The sequence below is a fragment of the Pseudomonas sp. BB438 genome (genome assembly GCF_057180225.1).
The window spans coordinates 4,887,568-4,908,571 of sequence record NZ_CM170001.1 but is presented as its reverse complement, the minus strand read 5'-3'; the positions used below and the strand labels follow the sequence as shown (position 1 = coordinate 4,908,571).

Genomic DNA, 21,004 nt, shown 5'->3' with positions numbered 1-21,004 from the left:
GCGAAGGCGGCAGTTTAGCCGATTCGGCGCGCAGACAGCCTGCGTCACTTCCGCTACCTTTTATGCACGTCGAGACAAGGAGAGGTGCATGTTCGAATCCGCCGAGATCGGTCATTCCATTGACAAGGAAACCTACGAGAAGGAGGTCGCGGTGCTGCGCGAAGCCCTGCTCGAAGCGCAGTACGAACTCAAGCAGCAGGCACGCTTCCCGGTGATCATTCTGATCAATGGCATCGAGGGCGCCGGCAAGGGCGAGACGGTGAAGCTGCTCAACGAGTGGATGGACCCGCGCCTGATTCGTGTCGAGAGCTTCATGCTGCCTTCCGACGAGGAACTCTCTCGCCCGCCGCAGTGGCGCTTCTGGCGCCGCCTGCCACCCAAGGGCACGACCGGCATCTTCTTCGGCAACTGGTACAGCCAGATGCTCTACGCGCGGGTCACCGGCGAGATCAAGGACAGCCAGCTCGATGGCCTGATCAACGATGCCGAGCGTTTCGAGCGGATGTACTCCGATGAAGGTGCGCTGATCTTCAAGTTCTGGTTCCACCTCTCCAAGAAGCAGCTCAAGGAGCGCCTCAAGGCATTGGAGAACGATCCGACGCGCAGCTGGCAACTGAGCGAGATCGACTGGAAGCAGAGCGAGGTCTACGACAAGTTCGTCCGCTATGGCGAACGCGTGTTGCGCCGCACCAGCCGTGACTATGCGCCCTGGTATGTGGTGGAGGGCTCCGACGAGCGCTATCGCAGTCTGACGGTCGGCCGCACCATCCTCGAGAGCCTGCAGGCCGCGCTCAAGCGCAAGGACCGCCCGACGCCGCAGCCCCATGCCGCGCCGCTGGTTTCCAGCCTGGACAACAAGGGCCTGCTGGACGCGCTGGACCTGGGCCTGCAACTGGACAAGGACCAGTACAAGGAACAGCTGGCCAAGGAGCAGGCGCGACTGGCCACGCTGATGCGCGACAAGCGCTTGCGCAGCCACTCGCTGATCGCCGTGTTCGAGGGCAACGACGCTGCCGGCAAGGGCGGCGCGATCCGTCGCGTGACCGATGCGCTGGACCCGCGCCAGTACCGCATCGTGCCGATCGCCGCACCTACCGAAGAGGAGCGCGCGCAGCCGTATCTGTGGCGCTTCTGGCGGCACATCCCGGCACGCCGGCAGTTCACCATCTTCGACCGCTCCTGGTACGGCCGCGTGCTGGTGGAGCGGGTCGAGGGCTTCGCCTCCGATGCCGACTGGCTGCGCGCCTATGCCGAGATCAACGACTTCGAGGAGCAGCTGGCGAAGTACAACATCGTGCTGGTGAAATTCTGGCTGTCGATCGACCAGGACACCCAGCTGGAGCGCTTCAAGGAGCGCGAGTCGATTCCCTTCAAGCGCTTCAAGATCACCGAGGAGGACTGGCGCAACCGGGACAAGTGGGACCAGTACGTGGATGCGGTGGGCGATATGGTCGATCGCACCAGCACCGAGATCGCGCCCTGGACGCTGGTGGAGGCCAACGACAAGCGCTATGCGCGGGTGAAGGTTCTGAAGACCATCAACGACGCGCTGGAGGCGGCTTACGCCAGTGCGAAGAAGGGCAAGAAGGACTGAGGCGTCCGGTCCTGGGGAGGAGCGCGCTGGCTCGCAAACTGGTATCGCGGCGGCTGGCGGATTATCCAGGTAACCACGAATTCCGACGCGATGGATTTCGCGGACAAGGTCCGCTCCTACAGTGATACTCCTGCGCTCGGGCCTGCCCTCACCCTAACCCTCTCCCTGAGGGAGAGGGGACCGTTCGGTGCAGGATGAAACTACAGCGTCAGCCGGCACAATCTGCTCCCTCTCGCTCTGGGAGAGGGCTGGGGTGAGGGGGGAAAGTTGGCACGAAGTGAACCGGCACAAAGACAGTTGCTCCTACAAGGACCTCTCATCTCGCAGCTCGCGCTGTGCGATTTGCTCTTGAAGTTTTCCAGAGAGACAACCGAGCGCTCCGACGGCCCCGTTCAGGAGGCCTCGTTGAATCGGAGTTTCAGGGGTTGAGCGACATGGATGTCGCGAGAGCTGCGATGGGCCAGGGATGGCCCTTCGCAGCGTGCCCCTGAAACTTCGATTCAACGAGGGAATTTTTCGCCCCAAGCGAAAAACCGGATGTCCGGGGCAAGACTTTTTGGTTCCTTTTGTGGCGTTTGACAAAAGGGACTCGCCCGAGGGGGCGAAACAAAAAGCTTGCGCGCACGTCGAAGCGGCGCAGAAACATCCAATCTGAAGCAAACACATCGCGGACAAAGTCCGCTCCTACGCAAACTGAGGCGCTGGAGCTGACGTGAAGCCGTGGGCCACGCCCGCAATCTGTTGATCTACTCCCCATTCCTCTGCGAAGGTTTCGGTGCCCCGACCAGCCGCCCCATCGCACCGGCAATCCCCATCTCGCGCAGCACCTGCAACTCGCCCTCGGTCTCGACCATCTCCGCGATCAGCGGCAGGTCGATGCTGTTGGAGGCGCGGTACATGGCCTCGATGAACAGGCGCTTGTCGTTGTCCTGGTCGATGGCGCGGATGTAGCTGCCGTCGATCTTCAGGTACGCAAGACCGAGGCGGGTCAGGTTGCCGATCAGGCTGAAGCGTCCGCCGAAGTGCTGCAGACCCAGCTTGGCGCCGATCTCCTGCACCGACTGGGCGAGTTTTTCCAGTTCGGCGGGCGGCGGCAGGTAGCGTTCGTCCACTTCCAGGGTCATCAGTTGCGCTTCCTGCGGGTGTGCGCGGAGGATCTCGAACAGCTGGCGCAGGGGCTCGGCGCTGCGCACGGTTTCCGCCGACAGCGACAGGGCCAGCGGTGCCGGTTGCTCGGCGAGGTGGGCGAGGGCGTGTTCGAGCATCGCCAGGTCGAAGCGTGCGGACCAGCCGAAGCGCTCGATCCAGGGCAGGAACTGCCCGGCTGCGACGGCGTCGCCCTTGGGATCGAGCAGCCGCGCGAGGACCTTCTGGTGCAGCAGCTCGCCGCTCTCGGCGCAGGCGCGCACGGGTTGGAACCACAGCTGCAGCTTGCCCTTCTGCAGGGCGTCGTCGAGCCATTCGCGCCAGGCGCGGGAGTCCTGCGCGGGCTGGCCGCCGGAGCTGTCCAGGCGCTGCCAGGGGCGGTCCGGCGAGGACTGCGATTGCGCCAGTGCCTGGTCCGCGCGGGACAGCACGCTGGCTGCAGATTCTCCGGGGCGGAAGGCCGCCAGGCCAAGGTGCGCCACCGGCGTGCAGTCGCTGGCGCCGGTACCGCGCAGGTTCTCCAGGGCGGCGCTGAGCTGATCGGCCAGCCGTTCTGCGCTGGCGCTGTCGACGCCGGGGGCGAGCAGGGTGAACTCACCGCCTCGGCTGCGCGCGGCCAGCCAGTCCGGCGTGCCGTGAGTCTCCCGCTCACGTTCCAGCAGTTCGGCCACGTCGCGGATCAGCGCGTCGGTGCGCTGTCCGCCCAGGCGCTGGTTGAGCCCGGCCAGGTCGTTCAGGCGCAGCAGCAACAGGTAGCCCGCAGCGTTCTGTTCGCTGGGGGACAGCTGCGCATCCAGCCGTGCGTCGAACAGGCGGCGGTTGGCCAGGCCCGAGAGGCTGTCCTGGTAGGCCTCTTCGCGCAGCTTTTCGCTGCGGGTGGCCTCCTCGGCGAACAGTGCCTTGAGCTTGTCCACCATCTGGTTCATCGCCTGTACCACACGCTTGAGTTCCGGCGTGCGTGGCTCCTTGGGCAGGGTGAGGAATTCGCGGCGGGTGATGGCGTGGGCCTGCTGGACCATCTGGTCCAGCGGCTTGAGCTGGGTGCGCAGCAGCCAGCCGCCGAGGATCGCGCTGACCAGCCCGCAGGCCAGCAGCCAGGCGAGGCTGCCGAGGGCGCCGTCCCACAGCTTGGCCAGGGCGAACTGCGGATGGCTGACCACTTCGACCCGCGCGGCCTGCTCCCAGCCGCGCATGATCAGCGCGTCGCCGCCCTGGGCCTTGAGGTTGACCAGTTTGGCGAACCAGGCCGGCACCTGCTGGTTCTGCGTGTCGCTGTCGCGTTCGACGATCACCTTGCCCTCGGGGATGCTCACCACCCGGATGGTGGCGAAGTAGCCGGAATCGAAGATCGAGCTGACCATCAGCTCGATCATCGCCGGATCGTCCACGTGCGGGGTGAGCGACAGGCCCAGCGCGGTGGCGGCGTCCTGGGCATGGGAGCGCAACTGGCCGATCAGCTGCTCGCGGGAGCTTTCCAGGCTGGCGGCGAAGCTGCCGGCGAAGGCCACCACGAGGAACAGGCAGATCGCCAGGAACAGTTGCTTGAGCAATGACATGCCGGGGTTCTCCTATCGCGTCTCGTCGAGGTCCAGGCCCTCGGCGCGCATCTTGGTCAACAGGTCCTGCCAGCGCGACAGCTTCTTGCTGTCGCCGGTGCGCTTGCCGCCGTTGGGGCCGGGCAGCCACAGCCCCTCGGCGTTGAAGGCGTAGACGGGCAGGAGGTCCTTGCGCTGGGAGGCGGGCTTGATCTGCGGGATCAGGTTGTCCAGCACCAGCGGCTCGGCAGTGGGGGTGGCGTAGTAGGTGAGCACCATGTGCGCCTGGTTCTGCACCAGGGCCTTGACGTAAGTGATGCGCAGCTTGTCGCTGGCGACGCCCAGCCGGCGCAGGGTGACGTACTTGGCGATGGCGTAGTCCTCGCAATCGCCGGCGCCCTTGTAGAGGGCTTCCACGGGCGTTGCCCAGTAGTCGTCCTGGTGCCAGACGGTGCGGTCATCGGTGAAGACGATGGCGCCGTTGAAGAAAGCATTGACCGCCTTGAGCTTGGCGCTCTCGTCAAGGTTCTCGCTGTCGTCGATCAGCCGGCCCCAGGATTCGATACGGGTCTTGCCGGCGCCGAGATCGCTGTAGCGTTGTTCGGCATTCTTCAGGATGGTGTCGAAGTTCCAGGCGGCGCCGGCGGTCAGTGCGAGGAGCGCGAGCAGCAGCGCGCCGGCCCGCAGACGCAGCGGGCTGGCGAACAGCCGGGGGGCTCCTCGGGGTGGCTGCATCGCCAGCGCTCCATGTGGGATGTGTGGAGTCTAGGCGGTCTTCGAAAACTTGCCCTGGCGTATCGCCAGTGAGCGCAAGGCCTCGTCGTACGGGCCTTTCAGGCGAAACTGACAGGATTGTCATGTAAGGGTCAGCGTCCGGTCCCGAGGGCTGGCTTATAACCCAGGATGCGGCCGCTGTGGCCGAACCAGACGCAGGAGAGCGGAATGCAGGGGCAACGGCGGGTTTGGCTGGCGGCCATCTTGTTGGGATCGACAGGGCTGGTGGCGGGCATCTGGGGTTTTGCCGGCCGGCACGAGGCCCCGCAGGCGGCGGCCCAGCCAGCGGGTGTGCCGGTGACCCTGGCGCGCGTGGCCCGCGAGGACCTGACGCAGAACATCGACGGCGTCGGCACCGTCACGTCGCTGCACAGCGTGCTGGTCCGCCCGCAGGTAGAAGGCCAGCTCACCGCGTTGCTGGTGGAGGAGGGGCAGATGGTCAGGCAGGGCGAGTTGCTGGCGACCATCGACGACCGCGCCATCAACGCCGCGCTGGAGCAGGCCGAGGCGACCAGGCAGAGCAACCAGGCGCAACTGCGCCTCGTCGAACAGGACCTGGTGCGCTACCAGACGCTGAGCCAGCGCGGCTCGATTTCCCGCCAGACCCTGGAGCAGACCGAAGCCGAGGCGGCCCGCCTGCGCGCCACCCTGCGCGGCAACCAGGCCACCATCGACGCCGAGCGCGTGCGCCTGTCCTACACCCGCATCACCTCGCCGGTGGCCGGTCGCGTCGGCATCCGCAACGTCGACGTCGGCAACCTGCTGCGCACCAACGACAGCAACGGCCTGTTCACCGTGACACAGATGTCACCGACCTCCGTGGTCTTCGCCCTGCCGCAGGAACGTCTGCCGCAGCTGCAACCGCTGATGAATGGCGATTCCCCGGTGGTCGCGCGCAGTCGCGACGGCGGCCAACTGCTGGGCGAAGGCCACTTGCGCAGCATCGACAACCAGGTCGCCAGCAGCACCGGCACCATCCGCGTGCGTGCGGTGTTCGATAACAAGGATGGCAAACTCTGGCCGGGCCAGTTCGTCGCCATCGACCTGCAGTCCAGCGTGTTGCACAACGGCCTGGTGCTCGATAGCCGCGCGGTGCGCCGTGGCCTGGACGGTGCCTTCGTGTTCCGCGTCGAGGACGGCAGGGCGCAGAAGGTGCCGGTGCGCATCGTCCAGGAAGTGGATGGCCGCACTCTGGTCGAAGGCCTCGCAGCGGACGATGAAGTGGTGCTCGATGGCCACTCGCGCCTGACGCCCGGCGCGGCTGTCGACGTGCAAGGTGACGTGCAGACACTCGCCCGCCGGAGCGAGCCATGAGTGTGCGCGCCGGCATGTCCGGCTGGTGCGTGCGCCATCCCATCGCCACTTGCCTGCTGACCGTCGCCTCGCTGCTGCTCGGTCTGCTGGCGTTCTTCCGCCTTGGCGTGGCGCCGCTGCCGCAGGTGGATTTCCCCACCATCCAGGTACAGGCGCTGCTGCCAGGCGGCAGCCCGGAAACCATGGCGTCCTCGGTGGCGACACCGCTGGAAGTGCAGTTCAGCGCCATTCCCGGCATCACCCAGATGCTCTCCACCAGTGCGCTGGGATCGACCACCCTGACGCTGCAATTCGACCTGGAAAAGAACATCGACGTCGCCGCCCAGGAGGTCACCGCCGCGATCAACGCTGCCGCTGGGCGCTTGCCGGCGGACATGCCGAACCTGCCGACCTGGCGCAAGATCAACCCGGCGGACAGCCCGATCATGATCGTCCGGGTGAACTCCGAATTGATGCCGCTGATCGAGTTGAGCGACCTCGCCGAAGTGCTGCTGTCACGCCAGCTCAGCCAGATCAGCGGGGTCGGGCAGATCTTCGTGGTCGGCCAGCAGCGCCCGGCGATCCGCATCCAGGCGCAGCCGGAGAAGCTCGCCGCCTACCGACTGACCCTGGCCGACCTGCGCCAGTCGCTGCAGTCGGCGAGCATCAACCAGGCCAAGGGCGCGTTGTTCGGCGACGGTCGCGTCTCTACCCTGGCGGCCAACGATCAGTTGTTCAGCCCCAGCGAATACGGCGACCTCGTCGTGGCCTACCGCGCAGGGGCGCCGGTGTTCCTGCGCGATCTCGCGAAGGTGGTGAAGGCGCCGGAAGACGACTATGTGCAGGCCTGGCCGGACGGCCGCCCTGGCGTGGCGCTGGTCATCCTGCGCCAGCCCGGCGCGAACATCGTCGAGACCTCCGACGCGATCCAGGCGGAGCTGCCGCGCCTGCGCGACATGCTGCCCGCGGGGGTCGAGGTCGAAGTGCTCAACGACCGCACCCGCACCATCCGCGCCTCGCTGCATGAGGTGGAGCTGACCCTGCTGCTGACGATGGGCCTGGTGGTGCTGGTGATGGGCCTGTTCCTGCGCCAGCTGTCGGCGACCCTGATCGTCGCCACGGTGCTGGCGGTCTCGCTCAGTGCCAGCTTCGCCGCCATGTACGTGCTGGGCTTTACCCTGAACAACCTGACGCTGGTGGCGCTGATCATCGCCGTGGGCTTCATCGTCGACGACGCCATCGTGGTGGTGGAGAACATCCACCGCCACCTGGAGCAGGGCAAGGACCGGGTGCAGGCAGCGCTGGCCGGCGCTGCGGAGATCAGCTTCACGGTGGTATCGATCAGCTTCTCGCTGATCGCCGCGTTCATCCCGCTGCTGTTCATGGGCGGCATCGTCGGGCGGCTGTTCCGCGAATTTGCGGTCAGCGTCACGGCGGCCATCCTGATTTCGGTGGTCGCCTCGCTGACCATTGCGCCGATGCTCGCCTCGCGCTTCATGGGTGCGCCCCATCATCATAAGAACGGACATGGGCACGATCAGGGCGGAATATCGGAGTGGCTGCTGGCGCGCTACGCGAAGGGCCTGGACTGGTCGCTGCATCACCAGCGCAGCGTGCTCGTCGGCTTCGTGGTCTGCGTGGCCATCGCGGTGGGCGGCTACGTCGGCATTCCCAAGGGCTTCTTCCCGTCCCAGGACACGGCCTTCGTCTTCGGCACGACGCAGGCCGCCGAGGACATCTCCTATGCCGACATGGCCCAGAAGCACAAGCAGCTCGCCGACATCGTCGCCGCCGATCCGGCGGTGCAGAGCTACAACCATGCCATTGGCATTACCGGCGGCAGCCAGAGCCTGGCCAACGGGCGCTTCTGGATCGTGCTCAAGGACCGTGGCGACCGCGACGTCTCGGTGGACGAGTTCATCAACCGCATCCGGCCCAAGCTGGCCAAGGTGCCGGGCATCGTCCTCTACCTGCGTTCGGCGCAGGACATCAACCTCGCCACCGGGCCGGTGCGCACCCAGTACCAGTACGCCCTGCGCAGCAACGACAGCGCGGCACTGGCACAGTGGGCGGATCGCCTGACCCAGCGGCTGAAGGAGGAGGGCGGCCTGCAGGACGTGTCCAACGACCTGCAGATGGGCGCCAGCGTCACCTCGCTGGACATCGACCGGGTGGCGGCGGCGCGCTTCGGGCTGTCCGCCGAGGACGTCAGCCAGACCCTCTACGACGCCTTCGGCCAGCGCCAGGTCGGCGAATTCCAGACCGAGGTCAACCAGTACAAGGTCATCCTCGAACTGGACTCGCGGCAACGTGGCCGGGCGGAAAGCCTGGCGTGGTTCCACCTGCGCTCGCCGCTGAGCGGCGAGATGGTGCCGCTGGCTGCGGTGGCGCGGATCACGCCGGCCAGGTCGGGGCCGCTGCAGATCAACCACAACGGCATGTTCCCGGCGGTGACGCTGTCCTTCAACCTGTCGCCGGGCGTGGCCCTGGGCGATGCGGTGGGCCTGGTGCAGCGCGCCCAGGAGGAGATCGGCATGCCATCGAGCATCAGCGGCGAGTTCCAGGGCGCTGCGGCAGCCTTCCAGAGTTCCCTGGCGAGCCAGCCGTTGCTGATCCTCGCGGCGCTGTTCGCGGTCTACGTGATCCTCGGCGTGCTCTACGAGAGTTTCGTGCACCCGCTGACCATCCTTTCCACATTGCCTTCTGCGGGTATTGGCGCGGTGTTCCTGCTCTGGGGCTGGGGGCTGGAGTTCTCGGTGATGGCATTGATCGGCCTGGTGCTGCTGATCGGCATCGTCAAGAAGAACGGCATCCTGATGGTCGACTTCGCCCTGGCGGCGCAACGCCAGCGCGGGCTGTCGCCCCATGACGCGATCCGCGAGGCATGCCTGGCGCGCTTCCGGCCGATCATGATGACCACGCTGGCCGCGCTGCTGGGCGCGATTCCGCTGATGATCGGCTTCGGCACCGGCTCGGAGCTGCGCCAGCCGCTGGGCGTGGCTGTGGTCGGTGGGCTGATCGTCAGCCAGGCGCTGACCCTGTTCAGTACACCAGTGGTGTACCTGGCGCTGGACCGGCTGTTTCATCGCCAGCAGGTGGCCCCGGCTGCCGTGGGAGGTGCGGTATGAGAAGCGGCTGGGTAGCATGCCGGTTGGCGGGCGTCACGAACGGAGGGCTGGCATGCGCGTACTGATTGTCGAAGACGAGAGCAAGACCGCCGACTACCTGCAGCGCGGGCTGAGCGAGCAGGGCTTCACCGTGGATGTCGCCAGTAATGGCATCGATGGCCGGCACCTGGCGCTCAACGGCGAATACGACGTCATTGTCCTCGACGTGATGCTCCCCGGCATCGACGGCTACGGCGTTTTGCGTGCCCTGCGCGAGCAACGGCAGACCCCGGTGATCATGCTGACCGCCCGCGAGCGGGTCGAAGACCGCGTGCGTGGCTTGCGCGAAGGCGCCGATGACTACCTGATCAAGCCGTTCTCCTTCCTCGAACTGGTGGCGCGCCTGCAGGCCCTGACCCGCCGTGGCGCGCACCTGGAAAGCGCGACGCAGATGCGCATCGCCGACCTGGCCATCGACCTGGTCAGCCGCCGCGTACAGCGAGGCGGGACGCGGCTGGAGCTGACCGCCAAGGAGTATTCGCTGCTCTGCGTGCTGGCCCAGCGTAGCGGGGAAATCCTTTCCAAGACGGCCATCGCCGAGCTGGTCTGGGACATCAATTTCGACACCGACACCAACGTTGTCGAGGTCGCCATCAAACGCCTGCGCGCCAAGCTCGACGGGCCCTTCGATACCAAGCTGCTGCACACCATCCGCGGCATGGGCTACGTGCTGGAAAGCCGCGCTGCCCAGGAGCTCGGAGCGTGAGAGGGCTGTCGCTTTCCACGCGCCTGGCCGGCATGTTCGCTGTCGCCGCGCTGGGCATCTTCCTGCTCATCGGCTCGGCCCTCTACTGCGTGCTGGACGGGCAGATCGAGCGCCTGCAGCGCTCGGAGCTGGACACCCGCTTCAACATGGTCGCGCGCATGCTCGACAAGCCCGACCTTGCCGAGCGCTGGCCGCACATGCAGCTCAAGCTCAACACCCTGAGCCAGGAGTATCAGCTGATCCGTTTCTGGATCGACAGTGACGACTCGCGCTTCCGCTATGGCCAACCCAACGACACGGTGCGGCGGATGCTTGGCAGCGGCAATGGTTACGCCGAACTGGAACTGCCCGAGCACGATTCGCTGCTCAGCGCCCGCGTCGGCGTGCTGCCGGCCAGCGGTGGGCGCCCGGCCCTGGTGCTGCTGGCGGCGATCGACAGCGTGGCCTTCCAGCAAGCGCGGCATGCCACGCTGATCACGCTGTTCGTGCTCTCCGCGCTGGGTATCGCGCTGGCGACGCTATGCGGGCACTGGATCGCCCGGGTGGGCCTGCGACCGGTGCACGAGCTTTCCGCCGAAGCGCGGCAGATCAGCCCGAAGCAGTTGTCTCAGCGCCTGCGCCTGGAAGGCCTGCCGACGGAGCTGTCGGCGCTGGCCGGCGCCCTCAACGAAGCACTGGACCGCCTGGAGCAGGCCTACCTGCGCCTGGAGTCGTTCAATGCCGATGTCGCCCACGAGTTGCGTACACCGCTGGCCAACCTGATCGGCCAGAGCCAGGTGGCGCTGTCCCGCGAGCGCAGCGCGTCGGACTACGAGGAAGTCCTGCAATCCAACCTCGAAGAGCTGGAGCGTCTGCGCGCCATCGTCAACGACATGCTGTTCCTCGCCCGCGTCGACCAGGGCGGACTGGCGGCCGAACGGGTGGAGACCTCGCTGGCGGCTGACGTGGCGACGACCCTGGATTTCCTCGAGGTGATCTTCGACGAGCAGGGCGTGCAGGTGAACCTGCGTGGTGACGCGCGGGCCTGCGTGGAGCGCGCCCTGTTCCAGCGCGCGGTGACCAACCTGCTGTACAACGCCGCCCAGCATACCGCTCCGGGCGGTCGCATCGAGGTGCGCCTGAGTGGTGAGCGCGGCGCGGCGCGGGTGGAGGTCAGCAACCCCGGCGAGCCGATCAACGCCGAGCAGCGCGCGCGGCTGTTCGAGCGCTTCTATCGCGCGGACGTCGCTCGTGCCAACAGCCAGAGCAGTCATGGCCTGGGGCTGTCCATCGTCAAGGCGGTGGCGAGCATGCACGGCGGCTCGGTATTTGTGCGTAGTGAGGGGGGCGTCAACACCTTTGGGTTTACGGTGGATGCGGTGGTGAGCCACCAGGATGGGGATGAGATGGTGGGAGACGTGGTGCCAGTCTGAGGGATCGGTGCCGGGCGTTTTCCCTCTCCCTTCAAGGAGAGGGTTGGGGGGAGGGTGCTTGCCCAGGCAGAGAACTCAATCCAACCGACGCGTCTTCATCCGAACGAGATAGATCGTCACCAACGTGGCACTGGTCAGCATGAACGCCCAGGCCCAGGGCCGTTGCACCAGGAAACCGGAAATCAGGATGCTGCTCCACATCAGGCCGATGGCGTAGACCTTGCCCTTGAGCGGAATGCCTTCGCCGTCGAGGTAGTCGCGGATCCACGGGCCCAGCTTCGGATGGTTCACCAGCCAGTCGTAGAAGCGCTGCGAGCTGCGCATGAAGCAGGCAGCGGCGAGCAGGAGGAAGGGCGTGGTGGGCAGGACCGGCAGGAAGATGCCGATCACGCCCAGTGCCACGCTGAGCCAGCCGACGCCGAGCAGGCAGTAGCGAACCCAGGCGTGGCGGCTCTGGCGGATTTCTCGTGGCATCGATCGACGGACGCGAAGCGAACCCGGAGCCGCGTTGCGCGGCTCCGGCGGCGGATCAGTGGGTCCGGGGCTTGAGCAGGGCCGGCTTTTCTTCCGGCGCCTGGCACAGCAGGAACAGGTTGGTCAGCAGCTCGGGGATCTGCGCGACCATGTCGTCCACCAATCCGCGGTCACTGGCGATCTCGTCGAACTCGGGCTGTTCGTCGAACAGGCCGGAACCGACCATGATCGGCAGCAGCAGCTCGCTGACTTCTTCCTCGGCCTGCTCGAACCAGATGGCCTCGCGCAGGAACACGCCTTCCATGAAGCCGATGCACCAGCCGCGAATGTCGGAGTCGTCGGGCTCGTCGCCCAGGTAGGGCTCGCAGGGCAGCTCCAGCTCCTCGTCACCGGCCATCTGGCGGATGATGTGCGCCTTGAGCTGGACCAGGGTGGATTCGATCTCGCTGCGCTCTTCCTCGCTGCGGTAGTGTGGCGGCTCGGCGAACAGGGCGTCGATCCACTCGCGCTCCGGCACGTCCTCCGGGCAGATCGCCAGGGCGGTCAGGTAGCCGTGTGCCGCCACGTAGTCCAAGGCTTCCTCGTGCAGGTCATCGGCATCGAGAAAGGCTTGCAGGCGGGACAATTGGTCGGCGAAGGACATCGGGTACTACCTCGGAGGTGATCGGTCCCGAATTGTAGTCTTTCCGCAGGCCCGCGGCAAAAGCCAAATGCCCGTCCGGCCTGAGCCTGCGCGGGGTCCGGACGCATGTGGCGGATTTTTCCGCAGTTTCCCGGACAAGGTGCCGGCCGCGGGCGGATCGCTTGCGTATAATGCGCGGCTTCATTCGGAGTCCCCCATGCTCGATCAGGCCCTGCGCATCCTCAAAGACGTTTTCGGTTACGACGCCTTCCGCGGCAATCAGGCGCGGATCATCGAGCGCGTGGCCGGCGGCGGCGATGCGCTGGTGCTGATGCCCACCGGCGGCGGCAAGTCGCTGTGCTTCCAGGTCCCGGCGCTGCTGCGTGAAGGGCTGACGGTGGTGGTTTCGCCGCTGATCGCGCTGATGGAAGACCAGGTCGCCACGCTGGACGAACTGGGCGTGCCGGTGGCAGCGCTGAACTCCTCGCTGAGCCCTGACGCCCAGCGCGAGATCGCCGACCGCCTGCAGCGCGGCGAGATCAAGCTGCTCTACCTCGCCCCGGAACGCCTGGTGCAGCCGCGCATGCTGGCCTTCCTGCAACGCCTGGAGATCGGCCTGTTCGCCATCGACGAAGCGCACTGTGTGTCGCAATGGGGCCACGACTTCCGTCCCGAATACCTGCAACTGGGCCAGCTCGCCGAGCTGTTCCCGCACGTGCCGCGCATCGCCCTGACTGCGACGGCAGACATGCGTACCCGCGAGGAGATGATCCAGCGCCTGCACCTGCAGAACGCTGAGCAGTTCCTCTCCAGCTTCGACCGGCCGAACATCTTCTACCGCATCGTGCCCAAGGAGCAGCCGCGCAAGCAGCTGCTGGGCTTCCTTGCCGAGCGTCGCGGTGATGCGGGCATCGTCTATTGCATGTCGCGCAAGAAGGTCGAGGAGGTCGCCGAGTTCCTCTCCAATCAAGGCTTCCCGGCGCTGCCGTACCACGCCGGTCTGTCCAATGACCTGCGCGCGTATCACCAGAAGCGCTTCCTCAACGAGGAAGGGCTGATCATGGTCGCGACCATTGCCTTCGGCATGGGCATCGACAAACCCAACGTGCGCTTCGTTGCGCACCTGGACCTGCCCAAGAGCCTGGAGGCGTACTACCAGGAAACCGGCCGCGCCGGCCGTGACGGTCTGCCTGCCGATGCCTGGATGGCCTACGGCCTGCAGGACGTGTTGCTGCTGCGGCAGATGATGCAGAACTCCGAGGGCGACGAGCGCCACAAGCGCGTCGAGCGGCACAAGCTCGAAGCCATGCTGGCGCTGTGCGAGGAAACCCGCTGCCGCCGCCAGGCGCTGCTGGCCTATTTCGACGAGGTGATGCCCAACCCCTGCGGGCACTGCGACATCTGTGTCGATGGCGTTGAAACCTGGGATGCCACCGAGCCCGCGCGCCAAGCCTTGTCGGCCATCTACCGCAGCGGGCAGCGCTACGGCGTCGGTCATCTGGTGGACGTGCTGCTGGGCAAGGACACCGAGAAGGTGCGCAGTGTCGGCCACCAGCACCTGGCGGTGTTCGGCATCGGCAAGTCCCGTGCCGAGGAGGAATGGCGCACGCTGTTCCGCCAATTGGTCGCCCGGGGTTTCGCCGATGTGGACGTCGACGGCTTCAACGGCCTGCGCCTCACCGAAGCCTGCCGCCCGCTGCTGCGCGGCGAGGAGACGCTGGCCCTGCGCCGCGATCCCAAGCCGCAGCGCAGCAAGTCGTCCGCCTCCGGGGGCTCCAGCCCGGCCAGCCAACTGGTGCGCCAGGAAGAGCGCGAGATGTGGGAAGCCCTGCGTACCCTGCGGCGCAAGCTGGCCGAGGAGCACTCGGTGCCGCCCTACGTCATCTTCCCCGATGCGACCCTGCTGGAAATGCTGCGCAGCCAGCCCACCACGCTGTCCGCCATGGCCCAGGTCAGCGGCGTCGGCGCACGCAAGCTGGAACGCTACGGCCAGGCCTTCCTCGATGTACTCACCGAGTCGGACAAGGCGCCGGACGCCCCGGCCCCGGTCACGGACCTGCGCCACGAACTGGTGACCCTGGCCCGCGCCGGCATGACGCCGGCGCAGATCGCCCGCCAGCTCGATTGCAGCGAGAAGAACGTCTACAGCCTGCTGGCCGAAGCCATCGGTCGTCAGCAACTGACCCTGGAACAGGCACTGGACCTGCCCGAGGAATTGCTCGGCGAAGTCCAGGACGCCTTCCTCGACGAGGACGGCGAGCTGCCGCCGGTGAGCGCCATCGCCGAGCTGTTCGAAGGCCGTGTTCCGCTGGGCGTCCTGCACTGCGTGCGCGCCGCCCTGCTGGCCGAGCTGGAAGTCTGATCGCGCCGAAACACGGCGTTACAGATGAAATATCAATGTGCCAGCAACGGCGCACTTTCCCGCCAGTCATATCCGGCAGTACGGATCACTTGCGGAGTGCGAGATGTCGAGTTGGTTGCGGGTAGTGGCGGGGCTGCTGGTCGTAGGGCAACTCAGTGGGTGCGCCAGTGGAGGCGGGCTGACCGAAGGCGGCAAGAATGCGTTGATCGGTGTTGCCGCGGTCGCGCTGGTGGCGGGGTTGGTCATCATGTCCAAGGACGATGACGACGATGATCGCGACTGCCGCACGCATCGCAGCCGCTCCGAGCGTCGCTACTGCAATGACTCCTACTACGGCCACGATCGCTACCGGAATTCCCGCGACGACCGCTGGTGAGTGCCGTGATCCGTCATTTTCGTGACGGGGCAAAACGACAAACTTGTGACGCACGTCCCGAACGGCTATGGTGGCACTTAGACCTCCACGAGAAGAGGTGAACATGCCACAACAACAGAGCTGGCTGGACGACGTCCGTTCCAATGCCTATGCCGAACAGCTCTCCCGGGGCTTTCGCCGCCTGCGTTTCGAACCCGACCTCGAGACCCAGTACCGTCATTACCTGCTGGAAGACAGCTTCGATCTCAAGCTCACCGCGCTGACCATCGGCGTGCTGATCTGGCTGGCGCTGGCGGCCATCGATTTTCTCCTCATCCGGACAGCGGAACACTGGGACATGCTCGCGGTGCGCATCGGCGTGCTGGTGCTGCTGACCGTCTGTGGCGGCCTGATCCTGCAGCGCCGGCATATCCACCTGCTGGTGCCGCTGAGCCTGGCCTGCATCCTCAGTGTCGGCATCGGCGCGGCGGCCGTGGCGGGCATCGCGCACACCGTGGACCAGAGCTATCCCTACGAAGGCCTGCTGCTGGTCAGCATGGCCGCGTACTTCCTGATTGGCCTGCGCTTCGCCGAAGCGGTGGGTTGTGCGTCCGTGATCCTGCTGGTCTACGTAGGTTTCGAGTTGTATGCAGGGTTGCCGCTGCCGACGCTGGTCAGCAACGTGGTGTTCCTGCTGCTCGGCAACCTGGTCGGTGGGGTGGGCTGCTACCTGCTGGACTACAAGTCCCGCCAGCACTTCCTGATCAGCCGCCTGCTGAAAGTGATGGCCGAGCACGACGCCCTGACCGGCCTGCACAACCGCCGCAGTTTCAATCGCCAGTTGGAACGCCTGTGGCGCCAGGCTCAGCGTGAAAGCGTCGGCCTGGCGCTGCTGCTTTGCGACGTCGATCACTTCAAGGCCTACAACGACCGCTACGGGCATCAGGCCGGCGACGGCGTGCTGCAACGTATCGGCGAGGTGCTGGCGGCCAGTGCGCGGCGTCCGCTGGACATGGCCGTGCGCCTGGGCGGCGAGGAATTTGCCGTGCTGCTCTACGGCGCCAGCGAGCGCGAAGCCAAGGAGCGCGCGGAGGTAGTGCGTGAGTCGGTGCAGGCCCTGGGTATCGTCCATGAGGGGTCGCTGACAGCGGACGAGGTGACGCTCTCCATTGGCGTCTCCTGTCTGTGGCCGGAGACCGGGAACCCGCTGCGCAGCATCTACGAACATGCCGATCGCGCGCTGTACGAGGCCAAGGCATTCGGGCGCAACCAGGTGGTTGCCTGATGGCCCATTCGGTCCCCCGAGCTGGCGCCGTGCGTGACTGCGGCGTGCGCGGGCCCGGTGCTAGCATGCGTCGGACCTTGCCACCGAGCCCGCGCCCATGCAGCAGCTGATCCAGCCCAACGGCCAACCGCACTACGGCATCTTTTCCGGCACCCCGGCGACCATCAACCACCGTGACTTCGACTTCCGCTCGCCCATGGGCCGTCGCCTCGGTGCGCTGAGCAAGTGGCGCAGCTTCCACCAGTTCCAGTACTTCGGCCTGATCAGCCCGACGCTGATCGGCGGCTGTGCGCTGGCCGATGTCAGCCTGCTCACCATCGGTTTCGTCTACCTCTACCACCCCGAGAGCGGGCGGATGATCGAGCGCCAGTTCAAGTGCCCGCTGGGCATGGGCGCAAACTTCTCGCAGACGCCCAACGACGGCGTCTGCGAACTGCGCCAGGGACGCAACCTGCTGCGCCTGGAAAACCGCGCTTCGCCTTTCGAGAAGCGCCTGCTGGTCGAGCTCGACGACGGCACGCGCATCGAGGCGCATTTCAGCGAAGATCAGCCCGCGTTCGAGCCCATGAGCCTCTGCACGCCGACGGCGGTGAACGGTTGGGTCTACGCGCGGAAGGTGGCGGGCGTGCACTGCCATGGCGAGGTGTGCAGCGCGCTGGGCAACTACGACCTGCGGGCACTGGATGCCTACGCCCACCACGACTGGTCTGCCGGTTACATGCGCCGCGAGACCTTCTGGAACTGGGCCTGCCTGTCCGGCGAGGCGCAGGGCCGGCGGCTGGGCCTGAACCTCTCGTGCGGCGTCAACGAGACCAGCTTCACCGAGAACTGCTACTGGCTCGACGGCAAGCTGGTGAAGGTCGACACCGTGCGCTTCGAGTTCGACCGTGACCATCCGCTGCAACCCTGGACCATCCGCTCCTACGACGGCCAGGTCGAACTGCATTTCGAGGCCCACGGCCTGCACCAGGAGCGCCTGAATCTCGGTGTACTGGCAAGCAACTTCAAACAGATATTCGGGCGCTTCAGCGGTGTCCTGAGACCGGCGGGAGAGCCGGAGGTGCACATCGACAACCTGTGGGGATTCGTCGAAGACCAATACGCGAAATGGTGAAGCAGGGATTTACACCCTGCGACAATCTGTCATTGTACGGGCTTGATTAGCTGGCTAATAATTAGTCAAATCAATTAGCCGTCCAATTTCCTACCGTACGCAGCACAATGTCAGACAACGATAAGCACTATTTCGGTACCCAACTGGCCCAGGCGTCGCGTGCATGGCGGGCCGAACTCGACCGCCGTCTCAGCCATCTCGGCCTGTCCCAGGCGCGCTGGCTGGTGCTGTTGCACCTGGCCCGCCACGCTGCCGCTCCCACCCAGCGCGAGCTGGCTCAATCGGTCGGTGTCGAAGGTCCGACGCTGGCCCGTCTGCTTGATGGCCTTGAGGCCCAGGGCTTGGTTCGCCGCCAGGCTGTTGCCGAGGACCGCCGCGCCAAGCGCATCGCCCTGACCCCCAAGGCAGACGTCCTGATCGCCGATATCGAGAGCATCGCCGCCGCCGTGCGCAACGAAGTGCTGACGGGGATTTCCGAGGAGGAAATCGCGGTGTGCCAGAAAATACTCAGCCGGATTCTCGGCAATCTCGAGCGAAACTGAGCAATTCATCACGTTATTCGGGTAAAGTAGCCATTTTTCTGGCGGTCCCAGGCGGGGCCGCTGGCCATTCGCTATCCATCCCTTAACCATTCGCCGGTTTTTCGACGATTTATCTTGACCAAACCCCGTGCAACACCTAATCCGTGATATCAGACGGCCTGTACCCTGCAAGGTACAGAGGGTGGTGCGTGACGGTCTGCAGTCCGGCATGGCTTCAAGTGTGTGGACAGGTTCAGCCTGCTGCTTTCGAGTGGTCAGGGAATGGCGTGCAGACCCGGACAATGGGATGGGGTTATGGCTCGAATAAATAGAATTCCGCTGACGCTTGCCGCACTTTCGGTTTTTGTTTCCGCTCATGCGAATGCCCTTGGTCTAGGGGATATCACGTTGCATTCGGCGCTGAACCAGCCGCTGGACGCCGAGATCGCCCTGCTTGAGACCGGCGACATGACGTCCGACGAGTTGATCGCGAAGCTCGCGAGTCCCCAGGACTACGAGAACGCCGGTGTCGATCGCTTCGTGTTCTTGCAGAACCTGCGCTTCACCCCGGTTATCCGTAACGGTCGTGGTTACATCAAGGTGGTGTCCACGCAGCCGGTGCACGAGCCCTACCTGAACTTCCTGATCGCCGTGGAGCGCCCTAACGGCCGCCTGCTGCGCGAATACACCGTGCTCATCGATCCGCCGGAGTACAGCGCCAATCGCAGCATGGCCGCCAATGTTCGGATGAGCGAAGCCGCTCCTTCGCGCGCCGCCAGCTCGTCGCGCGCGGAACCCGTGCGCAGAACGCCGGCGCAACCGCCGCTGCCGGCGGGCGACGGCCGCTATACCACGGTGCGCAATGACACCCTGTGGAAGATCAGTTCGCGCCTGACCGGCAGCGGCGCTTCCCGTGCCCAGCTGATGGACAGCATCGTCGCGCTGAACCCGCAGGCCTTCGTCAACGGCGATCCACATCGCCTGAAAGTGGGCCAGACGCTGATCCTGCCGCAGGGCCAGCAGGTTGCCGGCGGCGAGCACAACGCAGCGCCTGCTCCGCAATCCATGGCCGCTGCGCCTTCGACGAGCGCCGAGCAACCGACCAGCGCGCCGCAGGCGTCCGCGTCCGCTGCGGCCAGCGCTCAGGTGCCGGCTCAGGGCAGTGCTCTCGCTGCATCGGGCGGTGACGCCACCGTCGCGAAGGTCGAAGCCGATCTGCTCGTGGCCAACGCCCAGCGCGATCAGATGAACCAGCGCATGGACGACCTGCAGAAGCAGCTGGTGTCCCTCCAGCAGGCCCTGCAGAGCCGCGACCAGCAGGTTCAGTCGTTGCAGGCCGAACTGGATCGCCGCCAGCGCGCGGATGCTTCCGGCAATGCCCCGGCAGCCAGCGCCCCGGGAAGCGATGCGGCGACCGCCAACGCACCGACCAACGCCGTTCCCGCCGCACCCAATGCCGTACCGGTGCCGCAGGCCGCGCCTGCGGCGAGCGTCGCCCAGCCGGTAACGCCGGCACAGGACGCACAAGGCTCCGGTTTCAACTACTGGCCCTGGCTGGGCGCAGGCGCCCTGGGTGCCTTGCTGGTCGGCCTGTTGTTCGCCCGTCGCAAGCGCGAAGAGAAGCCGGTCCAGATGCCGCCCCTGCGTGCGGCCGTAGCGCCCGAACCGGTTGCACCGCTGCCGGCCGCCAAGCCGCTGGCGGCAGCGGTCGTGGCTCCGGTGCCGGTGCCGCATCCGGTGGTGATCGCCACGCCGGAGCCAGGCGTCGCTCGCCTGCCGGCCGCCAGCGCAGACAGCCTGGAAGGCGCGGATATCTACATCGCCTATGGCCGCTTTACGCAGGCTCGCGACATGCTGCGCAAGGCGGTCAACGCCGAGCCGAGCCGCCGCGAGCTGCGCATGAAGCTGCTGCTGGTTCTCGCCGAACTGGGTGATGTGGCTGGCTTCCATGAGGAAGAGCGCGGCCTGGTGGCCGTCGGTGGCGACCAGAAACAGATCGACCAGCTCAAGTCGCGCTACCCGGCAATGCTGATCCGCCCCGAAGACACTCTGCAGGCGCCCACCGGCGAGACGCTCACCGACTGGGACGATCTGCAGTTGGGCGAGCCTGAGGCCGCGCCCACCGTGCAGTCTCATGCCGCACAGGATCAGCCCGACTTCGCCATGAACCTCAGCGACCTGTCGCTGGACCTGGACTGGGACAAGCTTGATAACCCCTTCGATTCGTCCAAGCCGGGCAAGGCCGCACCCAAGGCCTCCCAGGAAGTACCGTCGGACTTCCGCAGCAACCTTCACGAGCTGCCGGAAATCACCGAGCTGGACCTGGGCGAGCACGGCGAGATGTTTGGCCATGGCAGCAAAGCCATGGGTGTGGAAGAGGAACTGAGCTTCGACCTGCCGGACGATATCGGTCACGAGCACGACGAACTGCTGGCCAGCCTCGACCGCGCTCGCAAATGCATCGACCAGGGCAACCTGGAGGAGGCCTATGGCATCCTCAAGCAGGTGATCGCCAGCGGCGACTCCAAGGCCAAGGCCGAAGCGCGCGAACTGCTGGCGCTGATTGCCTGAGCCTCACCGCGAACGAAAAAGCCCGGCCAATGCCGGGCTTTTTCTTGGGTGTGGGGTGACGGCTCCGCCCTGC

The 21,004-nt window shown here is 66.0% G+C and carries 15 protein-coding genes; 11 read left to right on the top strand and 4 right to left on the bottom strand.

What is annotated here, in order from left to right; genetic code table 11:
• Positions 1-88: 88 nt before the first annotated feature.
• On the top strand, positions 89-1,594 hold the full coding sequence (gene pap / locus AC1ZV1_RS22470; protein ID WP_484293699.1) for a polyphosphate:AMP phosphotransferase: 1,506 nt from the start codon (positions 89-91) through the stop codon (positions 1,592-1,594).
• A gap of 746 nt (positions 1,595-2,340) precedes the next feature.
• Here the strand turns inward: pap and lapD are convergent.
• Positions 2,341-4,296 (bottom strand): cyclic di-GMP receptor LapD, encoded by a 1,956-nt coding sequence (gene lapD, locus AC1ZV1_RS22465; RefSeq protein ID WP_484293698.1) that lies wholly within the window; start codon positions 4,294-4,296, stop codon positions 2,341-2,343.
• Between the two features lie 12 nt (positions 4,297-4,308).
• On the bottom strand, positions 4,309-5,010 hold the full coding sequence (lapG, locus tag AC1ZV1_RS22460) for a cysteine protease LapG (RefSeq protein ID WP_484293697.1): 702 nt from the start codon (positions 5,008-5,010) through the stop codon (positions 4,309-4,311).
• A 207-nt stretch (positions 5,011-5,217) separates the two neighbouring features.
• Between lapG and AC1ZV1_RS22455 the strand changes: the two genes are divergently transcribed.
• The 4 genes from AC1ZV1_RS22455 to AC1ZV1_RS22440 are packed head-to-tail and all read left to right on the top strand — an operon-like array spanning position 5,218 to position 11,627.
• A complete protein-coding gene (locus tag AC1ZV1_RS22455; RefSeq protein ID WP_484293696.1) occupies positions 5,218-6,363 on the top strand; it encodes an efflux RND transporter periplasmic adaptor subunit in 1,146 nt (381 codons plus the stop codon).
• Positions 6,360-9,470, top strand: coding sequence for a multidrug efflux RND transporter permease subunit (locus AC1ZV1_RS22450; protein WP_484293695.1), 3,111 nt, complete (start codon positions 6,360-6,362; stop codon positions 9,468-9,470). The genes AC1ZV1_RS22455 and AC1ZV1_RS22450 overlap by 4 nt, the downstream gene beginning before the upstream one ends.
• Positions 9,471-9,522: 52 nt before the next feature.
• The gene (locus AC1ZV1_RS22445) at positions 9,523-10,215 is read left to right on the top strand and encodes a heavy metal response regulator transcription factor (RefSeq protein WP_484293694.1); all 693 of its coding nucleotides are present in this window, start codon (positions 9,523-9,525) and stop codon (positions 10,213-10,215) included.
• 32 nt (positions 10,216-10,247) lie between these two features.
• Positions 10,248-11,627 (top strand): heavy metal sensor histidine kinase, encoded by a 1,380-nt coding sequence (locus tag AC1ZV1_RS22440; protein ID WP_484297607.1) that lies wholly within the window; start codon positions 10,248-10,250, stop codon positions 11,625-11,627.
• A 75-nt stretch (positions 11,628-11,702) separates the two neighbouring features.
• On the opposite strand, the gene AC1ZV1_RS22435 is transcribed toward AC1ZV1_RS22440, so the two are convergent.
• A complete protein-coding gene (locus tag AC1ZV1_RS22435) occupies positions 11,703-12,101 on the bottom strand; it encodes a YbaN family protein (protein WP_484293693.1) in 399 nt (132 codons plus the stop codon).
• 55 nt (positions 12,102-12,156) lie between these two features.
• Positions 12,157-12,744 (bottom strand): UPF0149 family protein, encoded by a 588-nt coding sequence (locus AC1ZV1_RS22430; protein ID WP_484293692.1) that lies wholly within the window; start codon positions 12,742-12,744, stop codon positions 12,157-12,159.
• 196 nt (positions 12,745-12,940) lie between these two features.
• On the opposite strand from AC1ZV1_RS22430, the gene recQ reads away from it, so the two are divergent.
• From recQ to AC1ZV1_RS22400, 6 genes are all read left to right on the top strand, one after another.
• Positions 12,941-15,085 carry a DNA helicase RecQ gene (gene recQ / locus AC1ZV1_RS22425; protein ID WP_484293691.1) on the top strand — a complete coding sequence of 715 codons (2,145 nt, stop codon included), beginning with the start codon at positions 12,941-12,943 and terminating at the stop codon, positions 15,083-15,085.
• Positions 15,086-15,188: 103 nt separating this feature from the next.
• Positions 15,189-15,461, top strand: a complete 273-nt coding sequence (locus AC1ZV1_RS22420; RefSeq protein WP_484293690.1) for a hypothetical protein — start codon at positions 15,189-15,191, stop codon at positions 15,459-15,461.
• Positions 15,462-15,564: 103 nt separating this feature from the next.
• Positions 15,565-16,725 carry a GGDEF domain-containing protein gene (locus AC1ZV1_RS22415; protein WP_484293689.1) on the top strand — a complete coding sequence of 387 codons (1,161 nt, stop codon included), beginning with the start codon at positions 15,565-15,567 and terminating at the stop codon, positions 16,723-16,725.
• Between the two features lie 97 nt (positions 16,726-16,822).
• Positions 16,823-17,839: a DUF2804 domain-containing protein gene (locus tag AC1ZV1_RS22410; RefSeq protein ID WP_484293688.1), complete on the top strand. Its 1,017-nt coding sequence runs from the start codon at positions 16,823-16,825 to the stop codon at positions 17,837-17,839.
• A 107-nt stretch (positions 17,840-17,946) separates the two neighbouring features.
• Entirely contained in the window at positions 17,947-18,381 is a 435-nt protein-coding gene (gene slyA, locus AC1ZV1_RS22405) for a transcriptional regulator SlyA (RefSeq protein WP_484293687.1), read from the top strand.
• A gap of 387 nt (positions 18,382-18,768) precedes the next feature.
• Positions 18,769-20,931, top strand: coding sequence for a FimV/HubP family polar landmark protein (locus AC1ZV1_RS22400; RefSeq protein ID WP_484293686.1), 2,163 nt, complete (start codon positions 18,769-18,771; stop codon positions 20,929-20,931).
• Positions 20,932-21,004 lie beyond the last annotated feature (73 nt).

What these genes read in the sequence shown, in the direction of transcription:
- pap (WP_484293699.1), top strand. Translation starts at nt 89, where the DNA reads ATGTTCGAATCCGCCGAGATCGGTCATTCCATTGACAAGGAAACCTAC.
- lapD (WP_484293698.1), bottom strand. Translation starts at nt 4,296, where the DNA reads ATGTCATTGCTCAAGCAACTGTTCCTGGCGATCTGCCTGTTCCTCGTG.
- lapG (WP_484293697.1), bottom strand. Translation starts at nt 5,010, where the DNA reads ATGCAGCCACCCCGAGGAGCCCCCCGGCTGTTCGCCAGCCCGCTGCGT.
- AC1ZV1_RS22455 (WP_484293696.1), top strand. Translation starts at nt 5,218, where the DNA reads ATGCAGGGGCAACGGCGGGTTTGGCTGGCGGCCATCTTGTTGGGATCG.
- AC1ZV1_RS22450 (WP_484293695.1), top strand. Translation starts at nt 6,360, where the DNA reads ATGAGTGTGCGCGCCGGCATGTCCGGCTGGTGCGTGCGCCATCCCATC.
- AC1ZV1_RS22445 (WP_484293694.1), top strand. Translation starts at nt 9,523, where the DNA reads ATGCGCGTACTGATTGTCGAAGACGAGAGCAAGACCGCCGACTACCTG.
- AC1ZV1_RS22440 (WP_484297607.1), top strand. Translation starts at nt 10,248, where the DNA reads ATGTTCGCTGTCGCCGCGCTGGGCATCTTCCTGCTCATCGGCTCGGCC.
- AC1ZV1_RS22435 (WP_484293693.1), bottom strand. Translation starts at nt 12,101, where the DNA reads ATGCCACGAGAAATCCGCCAGAGCCGCCACGCCTGGGTTCGCTACTGC.
- AC1ZV1_RS22430 (WP_484293692.1), bottom strand. Translation starts at nt 12,744, where the DNA reads ATGTCCTTCGCCGACCAATTGTCCCGCCTGCAAGCCTTTCTCGATGCC.
- recQ (WP_484293691.1), top strand. Translation starts at nt 12,941, where the DNA reads ATGCTCGATCAGGCCCTGCGCATCCTCAAAGACGTTTTCGGTTACGAC.
- AC1ZV1_RS22420 (WP_484293690.1), top strand. Translation starts at nt 15,189, where the DNA reads ATGTCGAGTTGGTTGCGGGTAGTGGCGGGGCTGCTGGTCGTAGGGCAA.
- AC1ZV1_RS22415 (WP_484293689.1), top strand. Translation starts at nt 15,565, where the DNA reads ATGCCACAACAACAGAGCTGGCTGGACGACGTCCGTTCCAATGCCTAT.
- AC1ZV1_RS22410 (WP_484293688.1), top strand. Translation starts at nt 16,823, where the DNA reads ATGCAGCAGCTGATCCAGCCCAACGGCCAACCGCACTACGGCATCTTT.
- slyA (WP_484293687.1), top strand. Translation starts at nt 17,947, where the DNA reads ATGTCAGACAACGATAAGCACTATTTCGGTACCCAACTGGCCCAGGCG.